Here is a 12,660-nt window from a genome sequence, read left to right on the forward strand (position 1 = left end):
TGGATTTCTATTATATTAATTATTTCATGCCAATTGTTAATTTTAATTACCCTGGTCTTTGCCAAATGCACAATTGCCAATAGCGCTGGCTAACGGGGTTTGCTAATTGACGCATTGGTCAAAACCTTTGCTCGCTGTGTGTGGCATTTAAAGGGGGGCTTGTTATCATTCCAGAAAATGGTTCCCTGGATATTGACTCAAGAAGCATTGAGTGCTTTATGCCTGTTGATAGCATTATTGCCATTAGGGAAAGCCGTGGGCACATCCTTGTTACTCTCCTGGATAAATGGGTTGGGGAGAGGGATACCCGGTGTCGGGTACGACTAGTTTTGACTTATGGGTTCTGGAAAGCAGAGCCGTTTTGCATTCCGGGTGTGGATCACTCCATGGGGAGGTGGAAATGGCAAGGCAGGCAGGCTGGTTCGCCTGCCTCACTCTGGGTGCTGTGTGGTGGGTTAAAGCTGAATCCAGGCATCCTGCCAGTAGGCGCCGGTACCGGGTGCATAGTGGTATTGAGAATATAGCGACTATCAGTGCTCAGGGGCACATTGCCCAAACGGCAAAATTCAAACAGGTCGCTCCATTCTAAAGGCGCTGAAGGCACATAACCTTGCCGGGTGACATAGAAAACCCAGTCCCGCGTGGCATGTGGCGCAGTGCCTTTAAACTCGAAATCAAAAGTTCCATCAGCCTTGGGTACGATCGGGGTTGCTTCCCAGTCATTGCGGGGCAGATCCAGACCCGCAAACTTTGTCTGACCGCCGGCGCATAAGGTACCGTCGGGGACAACGGCGCGATGGTTCCCGTTAGCAGCTGGATGATTGATACCGTTCCAATCGTAAAATGGCTGTGAACCTCTCACCGCTTTGGCGGCGACGCAGGCAGGATCCCTGGGGTTTTCCGGATTATTCGGGTAGCAGTTGTATACCCGGCTCTCCGGGATGATTATGGACTCATGGGCCATGGTCTTGGCAGGTACTAAAGCCATAAGCACTGGCAGCGATGCTGTGAACAAAAACGATAGTGTATATTTTTTCATAAACCCCTCTCCGTTGAATGCTTGGATATCTCTGTGAGTCGGAAGCCCTTGAATGACAGCTTTCGATCTGCCTTGACGGTTGACTCAAATGCGCATCGTTTTCATTTGCCGATCCACGAACGTCAGCAACACAGCTACGACTGCGCACCATTGTCTTGTACGGCAACGACATGGGCTGAAAAGACAGGTTGTTTTGTTAAAAAAATAGTGAAAGAAAGCGCTGATATTCTCGAAAGAGCTTATTCTGAGACGAAGGTGTTGACTGTGATCTGCATTGCGCAACCTGTGCTGGCACGGTTTTTTCTTCAGAATTGCTATTGATGCACAGTTCAGGAAGGTCCACGTTAGCTTACGCAGCTATTGTATGCATCATCACGTTGCCATTGGTGAAACGGAAAATCACCCAGCTACCGAACAATCATTGCGCAGCTACGCAGCTACGCAGCTACGCAGCTACGCAGCTACGCAGCTACGCAGCTACGCAGCAGGCTGAACATAGCTATCAATAAAATCTGTGTAACTAAGGTGCTGCCTGACAGGCAGTTGGAATGCTCCCGGTAATCAAGTGGGGAGTCTGTACTTTGAAAGGCCGCTATCGACAGGTAGCGCTGATAAGGAAAAGATATACAGTTTGACACCCACCCTGCAATGGATATGTGGTTAACAGTGGGTTGAAGAAGTTCCCTGGTGTGTTTTTTGGCGGTTCCACAGCCAGTGATCGACGGACCAGCGTCCGGCACCGGCAATCAAGAGAAATATGAGACTTAGCAGCATCACCATATCTGCCCTCGCTTCGTGCTGAGCACTCCAAAAACCATAGCGACCCAGTTCGGACACACGAAAGATCCACCAATCGTGTCCCAGTAAAATAGGCAACTTGGTGGAAAGCAGTGCAACGCACATGGTGATAATCAGCGGGATTGTCGCCAAACGCGTGGCAACGCCGAATATGATCATCAAGCCGCACAGGCATTCAACCACACCCACAAAAGGGCCGAAAAAGCCTGGCAGGGGGATACCGATTCCGGCAAAGCGCCCAGCCCCGAGAATATCGGCGAACAGCAGTTTTTGCAGCCCCTCCGGAAAGAACACCGCCAGGCCCACTGCCAGTCGAATAAAGATGGTCGCACTGGCGCAAGCCTTTGCCTCATGCCCACCGAAAAAAACAGATTTCACTGTGTCTCCTTCCGCACTGGTGTGTGCAGCTTGAAAGCTGGCTGGTTGTTCATGAAAAAGGCAGATTTCGCATATGGCAAGCCATACAGGCGACTTTCTTCCTGTTAATCACCGCCCAGGCTGGCCCCTTTGGCTGAAAGTCTCGCGCCACGGTTTACCAAGTGTTGTCGAGTAATATAGCATCCGCATAGGCTGTGCGTGGCGGACGTTTCAGATAACCATTTTGTTTGGTGGTGCGCATTTTGCTCCATTGCTAACTGGCGAGGGCTAAGCTATTGCCCACAATACTTCGCAGATGGATTCAAAGCGCTCTCCCAACGCCCACCTTGGCTGGTTCCCCGCAGATAGCGTTGCCGCCTGGTGAAACGGGGCGAATTACTAGGGTCTGTATTTGGGCTTGATATCATGGGAGGGTTACAGCGGTATGGCTACGATATTAGGGCCGACACCCTCTAGCCGATGCTGCACAGGCTGGAAAAGGCTACCTGATTTCCAGTCGTGAAAGTGGCGAATGCAGCCCGGGGCGCGTATACACCATTACCGGCAAGGGCTGCAGCGCACTTAACGGTGCCAAAGTCAAGGTCAGGAAATTATTGGGTGAGCTTATTCAGTGGTGTTGAGGGCACACTGTGCTTATCCGCCTGCCAGACCAACAGAGAGCAGGGCCTAGCTGGTTGTGGCGGCTAACAGGGCTATGCAGCGCACCCCCTTGGCCAGGAAAGTATTGCGATCCTCCTGCCTTGCCGCCAGGATAGCCGCATCTTCGGCAACTGCGTTGAAAAATGCCCAGTCACATTCCATTTGTCGGTAAGCCAAACGGTTTTCCTGCGTCTGGTTAAGCCATTGGGTAAACCAGCACCGCGCCTGTTCGTGCATATCGCCTGCCTGTTGTTCATTAAACCAATAGATGGCAGCCGCACGCAGTGTTTTGTAATTAGAATGGGTTTTCAGTTTCATGTTTCGTCCTCCATAACCTGTCTTATCCGCACAAGTGCGCGGTGAATAAGCTCCTTTACCGATTCCTTGGAAATATTCATCTGTTCGGCAATATCCTGATATGTCATATCCTCAAATCGGTGAAACTGGAAAGCGGCACGTGCCCGTGGCGGCAGACCGATAATCGCCTTTACGACGCGACGGTACTCCTGCATGCCGATAACGGTGCGCTCGGGAGAAATAACGTCGGGAATCTCTAACTCGTATTCAAGAGCATCTTGAAATGTACGGGATCTCGATTTCTGGTGCCGGCTACGGCTGATCAACAGATTTCTGGCAACGGTGAAGATATAGCTTTGTGGGTTGTGGATCTCTGTGTCCTGTTGCCTCACCTGCAGGTGGAGCTGGAAGAAAACCTCCTGTACCAGATCGTCAATATCGGCATTGTTGACCCGTGGTGCGAAATAGCGCCGCAGGCCTGAGCCGTACTCATCCATCCATGTGGAAATAACTCTTTCGCAGTATGTTATCATATAAAAACCGGCTTAGTGAATCGAGTTAACATGAGCGTGTCAGACATAGTGAAAGTCTGGTCTCTGAACATGGAGATAACCTGGTGGCTTTTTCTTTCTGGAAATCGGTTGCAGATGTTGGACAAGGTAATTCCTTTTTTACTGAGGGTTAAGGTTAACCGGTGCTTGAATATAGCTCCTAAGATCTGCTTGCCAGGCAATAAATAAATGTGTTGCCTTGCGATTTTGATTGATTTTCAATAATCTTTTTCCGGGTCACGGTTGCGGGCCGCTCTTGTATACAGTTTATTGGCGAGCAGTATTTCAAAAATTGAATGCAATATAATTGGGTGGCGACAATGTAAAATTATCGGTTTTCAAGTCAGTCAATATATTTTTCGAAGCACCGTCTTTGAAGTCTTTTCCGGATTTTTATCTTGTATGCTAGATTTCCCGCAGCCAATCGCACAATCTGATTGGGTGCAGATAAAAATGGGAGAAAAATGCTTCCTTTTTCCATTTTGATGATAAATCCAAATTATTATAACTTCCTTGCGTGGCTGCTATTTACGGCCTAGCCTATGCAGCATTCAAAAGTCAAGAGAGGGGTGCGGGTAACTCAGCAATTGCTATGTGCTCTGCATCTCAATTGTGATTTTATCAGTGACTCCTCTCAAGATGTCGGTGCCAGAATAACCTCAATTGAGAATTTAATAAACGATTGTCACTACCACTATGATGAAATAAGTGCCAAAATTATTTCTTCTGCATGAAAAATACTTGCAGTTTTTTCCGTTAAGAAAGGTATTCTTGCGGATGCTTTTAACCAGTTATGCAGATAAATTTGTAATGACCAGTAGGTCTTTATCCTGTTTGTCAATGACTGTTTGGTTTTACTGTTTTTCTTTGCATTTGACAGCGGCGCTAGCTGCAGAAAAATGATACCGCCGCTGTGTCGCATTCACCCGATCACTGGCCCGAGTATTGGCTTTTTAATCCGGTAACCCAGACTTGCCAGCGAGTGAGACAGGCGTGCTTGGATGATGAGACTGGCAACAAAAAAAATACTGGAATGCAAGGAGTTATGGATGTTGGTTTCACATCATGAAAACAATTGACTGCTCGGGCGATTGGACAAGCTGAGCAATGCATTCATGCTGTAGCACGGCGGTGGCTTGACTGGCAATTTGTGCCATGCCCTACTGCCATTGTGCATAAGAGAGTGCCTGGCATTCTTAAAACGCCCTGAGCTGTAAACTGCCTTGTATGACAATAGCACGGGAGGTAAAAGGCCAGGGGGAGGAACTGTTGTACATGGTACCCAATATAATTTTCTCAGCAGTAATAGAGAGCACATTGATACCGTTATTGACAATTTGATCCGGCAACACGTTAAGAGAGGTAAGCAGCCGATAGGGGGTGCCGCCTTTGCTTCGCTTAAATCCTATGGCCTGCTATGAGCTTGGTCCTGCCAGGAGTTGCTGTTTGATAAAATGAACCCGGCACTTTTCCTCTAGTACCCGGACAGTGCCTGGAAGCTTGTAGTCATCAATATTACACTTGCCTGAATTTCCAGCTTTTCAGCAAATGACAGTGTCTGATATTAACACGGTTAAATGAATCACACTGTCAAGTCCACTCAGCATCCTCTGCCAGTGGGAAGTCATTGTCATTCAGCCGAAGTCACAGTGTGTTTGAAGTGCAGCTAGTTTCTGATGATAAGCCATGAATGTGCTACCTTGAATCCCCCTTTTGTTTGCCGAAGGCAATATGATTTGAGTCATGCCGCTTGGGCAGACTCGACTTATTGTTAATACCGGTTTTCATATTTGGCTGGAGGTCTATCATCAATTGGTATGAGAGTGCGGCGATAGTTAAACCGGTCGTTTCAGGTCAAGATTGCGGGTGCAACCGTATCCTACCCTTTCCAGGAGCCTGTCCCGTGGATGATCTCCGCCTTGAATACACCGTTGATGGTTTCTGCCAGTTGTGCCTTGGGAGTCCCGACGCTGTGGCTAAGGTCTGTAAACCCGTCTCAATAGGCCGCTCAGGGCATCGTATCGACAGGTACAGGCTGCCGCATTCGCTATGATAGGTAACGCCGCGGGGCTTGCCTCGTGCCCACACTGCCCGCTCCAGAGCATCAGGCAGAAGGCTCTATGACACGCACCAGCCAACAGCGTAGGGGGATACGTCGACAACGAATGCGGTATAAACCAAGCCAGACTTAGCTGCGATATCTGGAATAATCGTAATGCAGCATTTGCCTCTTCGAACGCCTTCCGGCTGCAACTAATCAGCGTTCAACGGTACGGCAGGCAATCTTTACGTCCTCACGGCTGAATCGCTTCCGGACCTTGCGAGCACCATAGTCTCGATGGCTTTCTTCGTAGGCTCGAGGATTACGGATTTAGGCTTATCGTCATGTTGAGCGCGCAGCGCGGCTCTTGGCTGGTCTGCAGAGGGTGGTGCCGGGCCTGGTGCCGTGTCGACTTCCATCTTGTTGATCCATGTTCGTCGAGTTTCAGGTGCACAACCGACCCTGGAGACGATAGATGTGATCGCTGCACGTGCTCGCTGGCCAACTCCTCGCGAACTGCGCATTGCCATACTTCTGGGTGAGTATCCAGGTCGTTTGCTCATTGGCTCATTCTTTCAAGAAAGTGCGCTTCCAAGGAACCCTAGGTGATTCAATGGCTGCTGTGCTTTTTTGTGCGTAGATAGTCACGATACACTCTGCCTTTGCGCATTCTCTGCTGTTCCACCTGAGCAGCTATGCTTTCCCAGAAGAAAAGCGGGCTGGCGGGTTGCAGCAATTCGAGCCGGTTCAGAGAGAGGGCAGGGTGCTTTCCAAAAGCGCACAAGAAATCACCCCCCTATAGTGGAAAACCCCTCCCCAATCGTCTGGACATTCAATGGAGGAGGTTCGACGACTATCGAGGCTGGGGGTAGCGATATCAGTACAGAGTTTAAGAGCTCAAATAATAAACGATTTGATTAACTTTCAGCTAAAAATTGCAAAGGTTAGATACCGAAAATCGCATTTTTCGAGCAAAAGTTGAGCAACTTGCTAAGGTGCTGAATAGTTACGGTGGGGGAGAGATGTCAGAAAAAGATACGATAAGCGGCATATATATCGCGCTCCGGGCGACCCTGGCTCGGGCGGTATCGCGCATTGTACCACCGAAAGAGATCGAGGATATCGTTCAGGAGACTTATGTCAGGGTCTGCCAGGTTAAGCAGAAGAGCGAGATATTGTACCCGCGCTCCTTCTTGCTAAAAACGGCCCAAAACCTAGCCCTGGACTACCTTAAGCGGTCAGAAACACGGATGACGGTGAGCGCCGATGAAGACCTGGAACCTGCGTATAGCCAAGCGGAATATTTTTCCGATGAAACCTATGACCGGGTCGCGGTGGATGAAGAATTCGCGCATTTTTGCGAAGCCGTTCGCCAATTGCCCGTACGGTGCCGCAGGGTATTTGTTCTCAAGAAAGTCTATGGTTACTCCCAGCGCGAAATAGCCAAGGCGCTAAATGTAAGTGAAAGCACCGTGGAAAAGCACGTTGCCACCGGTATTAAGCGGTGTACCTATTTTATGATGCAGCGAAGCAGCCTTGAGACTGCAAATGTTAGCCTTGAACCAAATAACAATGGCCGCACTAAACAACCGCCACAAGCCTCAACCTCGCCCTCTGTATCCGGGCAAGGGGGGCGCACATGAGTAATATCTACAAACTGAAAACACAGCAACAGTGCTACGACCAGGCCAGCCAATGGATTGCCAAGCTGGACAAGGGCTTGAACGCGAAGGAAATACAAGCCCTGCATCAATGGCTGGCGAGCAGTGGCCAAAATCGCCAGATACTTTTTAAGATGGCTGAAATCTGGGATAAAATGGACGCCCTGTCACGGCTTTCCGAACTGTTTCCCAGCTCTCCAAAGCCCGAACGTAGTGCTCCCCGGCCCTACATGGCTGTGGCGGCGTCCATACTGATGGTGTTTGCAGGCCTGTGTACCTGGGTGGGCACTACACTTTCCGAAAGGTTGGGTGAGCGGCAGCAGACGTTGGACGCTGTCGTCGATCGGATGTACGAAACGGCAATCGGAGAACACTCCTCGGTTAATTTACCCGACGGCAGCCAACTGGTGCTCAATACCAACAGCCAGGTAAAAGTTAACTACACTGACTACTATCGATTGCTAGTGCTTGAACGCGGCGAGATTCACGTTAAAGTGGCCCACGATAAATCTCGCCCGCTCAGTGTTATTGCCGGAGATAAAGTGATACAGGCCGTGGGAACGGCGTTCAATGTGGAAATTAACAGCGATCAGCAGATCGAGCTGGTGGTCACCGATGGCAAGGTTCTGGTTGCTGTGCACAAGGCACCGGAAAAAAATACGGCCGAGTTGGTGCCAGAAATTTTGCCACCTTCCTCAGTGGCAGTTTCAAAAGGTGAGCAACTGGTTCTTGGGGGAGAGGAAGAAGCGATTGAAAAAATAAACCCGAAAGAAATACAAGTTAAATTGTCGTGGCGGGAAGGTAATCTGGTTTTCCGGGGGGAGCCCCTGGAGAACGCAGTTGCCGAAATCAGCCGCTATACGCAAGTTGAATTTGTAATTCTCGATGAAAACCTGAAAAAAGTGCGCATTGCTGGATTGTTTAAAGCCGGCGATGTCAAAGGATTATTACTGACCCTGAGAAAAAACTTCGATATTTCCTACCAACGGATTGGGGAAAGCAAGGTCTTGCTAAGCGCCCAATAGCCTCAACCTGATAATCCTAAGCCGTGCGGGATGCACAGAAAAAATACTAATTCTGAAAACACTTCTGAAAGCATGGTGGAAAAAAATTTCTAGGTCGTCTACTCAGTGCGCGGGTTTGAAGCTCGCGAATGAGAATAATAAGTTGGTAAGATTTTGGTGTGTTGTCCTCTTTCTGCTGATGCCAGTGTCTTCTGTATTGCCTGTAAAAGCGGCACAGCCACATGAAAAAATTCCTTTCGTTATTCTTCAACAAAGAGCGGACCTGTCGCTCATTGCCTTTGCAGAGCAGGCTGATCTAACACTTATTTTTCCTTTCGATATCGTTCAGGAAAAAACCACGAACTGTTTGGTTGGCACCTACTCGATTGAGGAAGCTGTTCAAGCTTTATTGTCGGGAACGGGTTTAAGCGCAAAGGTGGAGGGAGACGGGCAGCTCAGTATCAGTACTGATAGCGCCCGAGGAGGGGTGAATTTCATGACATTAGATTTTTGTACACCGCAGAGAAAGGTGATCGCACAAGCAATTCGTCAGGCGCAGGCAATCAATCATACCGCTCCGCTGTGGTGCAGCGCAGCACTGGCCTGCCTGGCGATAAGTGCCACCTCCGCCACTGCTCAGAGCGATGATGAGGTAAACAGTAAGGGCATTGAGGAAGTGACTGTTACCGCACAGAAAATAGAAGAGAGTATTCAGGATGTGCCCATTGCTGTTACCGCTCTGTCTGGCGACAGCATGGCAGACTTGAAGATTGAGCGCGGCGAAGAGTTGTTACGCGCAGTGCCCAATGTAAATTTTTCCAAAAATAATTTTAGCACCTACAATTTTTCTATTCGGGGTGTGGGTACAAAAGCGGTTTCCGCCAATTCAGATCCGGCAGTGGCAGTCAGCTTTAACAATGCCCCTCTGATTCGTAACAGACTATTTGAACAGGAATTCTTTGATGTGCAGCGCGTGGAGGTGCTGCGAGGACCACAGGGCACATTGTACGGCCGCAATGCTACAGCAGGTGTTGTCAATATGCTGCCTGTCATGCCACAGAATGAGTTTTCAGCAGATATAAAGGCAGAGGTGGGAAATTTTAATTCAAGGCGCACCAGCGGAATGATTAATATTCCACTAGGTGAAACTTTTGCTATTCGCGCTTCAGGGGTCATGACAAAGCGTAATGGATTCGACAAAAATACATTTACTGGTAATGATGTAAATGATCGGGATTTATTGTCAACACGGCTGATATTGGATTGGCAACCTAGTGATAATTTCAACGCTAATTTTATCTGGCAGCACTTTGAAGAAGATGATATGCGCTCGCGCACAGGTAAGCAGCTTTGTACGCGCGATAACGGACCCAATATGGTTGGGGAAACTGCTGTACCCGAAGAAGGGAACGATATAATCGGGTATAGATCTTCTTTTAGCCAAGGGTGTAAAGCTGAATCTCTTTATAGTGATAACGCTTACGGCACGCCGAACGCTAAAAGTTTTGGTTTTGTATCAGCTCTATTGGGCTTAGGAGGTAGACTTGGAGATGACGCAGACAACAATTCTATTAATAAATTAACAACAGGTGATATATTCGCCGACGTAAAACAATCTAAAAATTTACGAGAAATTGCCACAAGTTATGACCCTAAGTTTCAAGCTGAAAACGATCTTTTTCAATTTAATTTTGAATGGGGTTTAAACGACAGCCTTACATTCTATTCCCAAACTACCTACGCTAAAGACGATTATTACAGCACTCAGGATTATAACCGGTACGTATCACAACCGTTATTTAATGATTCAGAAGGCCTGTTTTATACTGATCTTGGAGACGGCAGTATAGTTAAGCCTATCCCTCATTCCGGGCCAACTCCAGGGGGTGTTTTTACGGACCCCCAGCTAGGGCCCTCTGATCGAATGTTAGCTGTAGATATTAGCAAATCAGACAATGAGCAATTTAGCCAAGAAATCAGGCTGCAATCTAGCTTTGATGGCAGATTCAACTTTTCTATAGGCGCTAATTACCTAGATTTTGAAACGCAAGATGATTATTATGTTTTTAATAATTTATTTACATATATGGCGCAATACCTGTATAACGATTTAGAAGGCTCAAGAGATCCTGGCTTAACAACCGTAAATTGCACTGACCTAGAAAAAAATGGGGCTAGGGAATGCGTTTACGTAGATCCAAATTCACTAGAAAATATAAATGACGAAGGCCATAATTATTTTTTAAGCCGCAATGTGGTAAATATAGAATCAAAGGCAATATTTGGTGAAGCCTATTGGAATTTTACAGACGACGTGAAACTAACAACCGGTTTACGTTATACCATTGATACAAAAACGTCCACTCCAATACCCACGCAGCTATTATTAGGTGCTTGGCATAATGAAGAAGGAGAAATAGAAGATTCTGGACAATCTACAGGCGGAAAAATTAGTAGAGGCTTTGAACCTTTACCGGATGTGAAGCAAGAATGGAAAGCCTTCACAGGTCGCGCCGTGCTTGATTGGAAAGGCGAAACTCCATTTACTGATGAAACGCTTTTTTATATTTCTTTAGCACATGGTTACAAAGGCGGTGGCACAAACCCACCGCGCATGGATATTGATCCGGTAAAAGTACAATTTCAGTCACTAGAAAGTAAATTTAAGCCTGAATATGTTAACGCTATAGAATTTGGAACAAAAAATAGTTTGCTTGGTAGCACTATGCAATTAAACACTACAGCCTTTTATTACGATTACAAAGACTATCAAGTATCGCAAATTGTTGACCGTATTTCATTAAATGAAAATTTCGACGCGGAAACATGGGGCTTTGAAGTTGAAGGTCTTTGGCAATTTACCGAGAATACGCGGTTTGATGTAAATTTAGGTTATCTAAAAACGCGTATTGGTGAAGGTGCGAAATCTATCGATGTAATGAACCGTACACAAGGTAATGAAGATTGGATGGTAATAAGACCCTGGATTCAAGTCCCCTCCAACTGTATTGCACCTGTTGAACATGTAGAAAAGATTTTACAATTTGGCGCTTCTCTTCCACCAGAATTTGATTCTGGCTCGCTTGCAGTGCGTATGCTTTGCGGCGGATCAAAACAATTCGGCAGTTTTGACGGTAGCGGCGGTATCCCCTGGGGTCAAATTTATGGAATAGAATATAATCCTTTAACAGACGCGCCAAACGGCGGCAGGGGTTTTTATGCTGATCTTGAAGGTAATGAATTACCCAATGCACCAAGTTTTACAGCGAACTTTGGAGTTGAACATATTATTCCAGTTCATGACTGGGATTTAAAACTAAGAGCTGATTATTATTATCAATCTGAAAGCTATGGCCGTGTTTACAATACCGAGTTTGACCGCCTTAAGGCTTGGAGCAATGTAAACATATCTGCTACAGCTACCAATCTTCATTCAGACCTACAAGTACAACTGTATGTGAAAAATCTGTTTGATGATGCCCCAATTACAGACTTTTTTGTCAATAGTGATGATACAGGGTTGACTGCAAATGTATTTACATTGGAGCCGCGTATTGTTGGCCTGAGCCTTTATAAGGGGTTTTAAATGGCGGAAGCTTCTGGGGTATATTGCCCCAGAAGTGTCAGCGGTACATGAATCCTGGTATTCAACCTGCCCAGGCGCAGCGCTTCAGTAATAATCGCAGAACTACGGCTCACAAAGCAATCAAAGTGACCGATGAGGTGAGAAGCTGGATAGAAAAGCTGCTTCACCAGGAACTGAGTCCTCAACAAGTAGCAGACTACCTGTTGAGGCACAAGCAGGTGTCGTTGCACCATGAGACGATTTATCAAATTGTTTACTCCGATAAGGCTGAAGACGGCGATCTTTACAAGCATTTGCGAGTGCTCTCCAAACCCTACCGCAAACGGTATGGCCATTATGACCGACGTGGACAGATCAAAAACCGGGTGGATATCGATGATCGTTCAGAGATGGTTAGTAGTTGTTGCCGAATCGATGATTGGGAAGGCGATACCGTGATGGGTAAGGGTTGCAAAAGTGCTTTCTTGACGAGGGATCAACGAAAACAGTAACGGTTTTATTCTACAGTATTTTCTCAAAAGCACCGACTTCAGTGAAGTCACGAATGAAGAGGTGCAAGCGGTGATTGTCCGACTTAACAGCCGTCCGAGAAAGACGAGGGACTGTCGATCACCAAACGAACTATTTATAGGTCAGAGAGCAGATTAGCTTGTCGCGTAATAAAAT

7 protein-coding genes and 1 pseudogene are annotated in these 12,660 nt (G+C 47.2%); 4 read left to right on the forward strand and 4 right to left on the reverse strand.

Annotated features, from left to right (window positions below; all coding sequences use genetic code 11):
* Positions 1–379: 379 nt before the first annotated feature.
* The 4 genes from M8T91_RS07445 to M8T91_RS07460 form a co-directional block, all read right to left on the reverse strand.
* Positions 380–1,039 (reverse strand): lytic polysaccharide monooxygenase auxiliary activity family 9 protein, encoded by a 660-nt coding sequence (locus M8T91_RS07445; protein ID WP_301418322.1) that lies wholly within the window; start codon positions 1,037–1,039, stop codon positions 380–382.
* A 660-nt stretch (positions 1,040–1,699) separates the two neighbouring features.
* The gene (locus M8T91_RS07450; RefSeq protein WP_301418324.1) at positions 1,700–2,215 is read right to left on the reverse strand and encodes a DoxX family protein; all 516 of its coding nucleotides are present in this window, start codon (positions 2,213–2,215) and stop codon (positions 1,700–1,702) included.
* Between the two features lie 666 nt (positions 2,216–2,881).
* Positions 2,882–3,172 (reverse strand): DUF4880 domain-containing protein, encoded by a 291-nt coding sequence (locus tag M8T91_RS07455; RefSeq protein WP_301418326.1) that lies wholly within the window; start codon positions 3,170–3,172, stop codon positions 2,882–2,884.
* A complete protein-coding gene (locus M8T91_RS07460; RefSeq protein ID WP_301418328.1) occupies positions 3,169–3,648 on the reverse strand; it encodes an RNA polymerase sigma factor in 480 nt (159 codons plus the stop codon). The genes M8T91_RS07455 and M8T91_RS07460 overlap by 4 nt, the downstream gene beginning before the upstream one ends.
* Positions 3,649–6,765: 3,117 nt before the next feature.
* Here M8T91_RS07460 and M8T91_RS07465 point away from each other — a divergent pair.
* The 4 genes and pseudogenes from M8T91_RS07465 to M8T91_RS07480 all read left to right on the forward strand — a co-directional run.
* Positions 6,766–7,386 (forward strand): RNA polymerase sigma factor, encoded by a 621-nt coding sequence (locus M8T91_RS07465; RefSeq protein ID WP_301418330.1) that lies wholly within the window; start codon positions 6,766–6,768, stop codon positions 7,384–7,386.
* Positions 7,383–8,429, forward strand: coding sequence for a FecR family protein (locus tag M8T91_RS07470; RefSeq protein ID WP_301418332.1), 1,047 nt, complete (start codon positions 7,383–7,385; stop codon positions 8,427–8,429). The genes M8T91_RS07465 and M8T91_RS07470 overlap by 4 nt, the downstream gene beginning before the upstream one ends.
* A gap of 184 nt (positions 8,430–8,613) precedes the next feature.
* Complete coding sequence (locus tag M8T91_RS07475) at positions 8,614–11,994, forward strand: TonB-dependent receptor (protein WP_301418334.1); 3,381 nt, start codon at positions 8,614–8,616, stop codon at positions 11,992–11,994.
* A 56-nt stretch (positions 11,995–12,050) separates the two neighbouring features.
* Positions 12,051–12,642: pseudogene (locus tag M8T91_RS07480) on the forward strand (IS30 family transposase); the annotation flags it as partial.
* Between the last annotated feature and the right edge of the window lie 18 nt (positions 12,643–12,660).

Source organism: Microbulbifer sp. MI-G, from assembly GCF_030440425.1.
GTDB classification, from domain to species: Bacteria; Pseudomonadota; Gammaproteobacteria; order Pseudomonadales; family Cellvibrionaceae; genus Microbulbifer; species Microbulbifer spongiae.

Bases quoted from the DNA above. Each gene is read 5' to 3' on its own strand.
- M8T91_RS07445 (WP_301418322.1), bottom strand. From the start codon at position 1,039: ATGAAAAAATATACACTATCGTTTTTGTTCACAGCATCGCTGCCAGTG.
- M8T91_RS07455 (WP_301418326.1), bottom strand. From the start codon at position 3,172: ATGAAACTGAAAACCCATTCTAATTACAAAACACTGCGTGCGGCTGCC.
- M8T91_RS07460 (WP_301418328.1), bottom strand. From the start codon at position 3,648: ATGGATGAGTACGGCTCAGGCCTGCGGCGCTATTTCGCACCACGGGTC.
- M8T91_RS07465 (WP_301418330.1), top strand. From the start codon at position 6,766: ATGTCAGAAAAAGATACGATAAGCGGCATATATATCGCGCTCCGGGCG.
- M8T91_RS07470 (WP_301418332.1), top strand. From the start codon at position 7,383: ATGAGTAATATCTACAAACTGAAAACACAGCAACAGTGCTACGACCAG.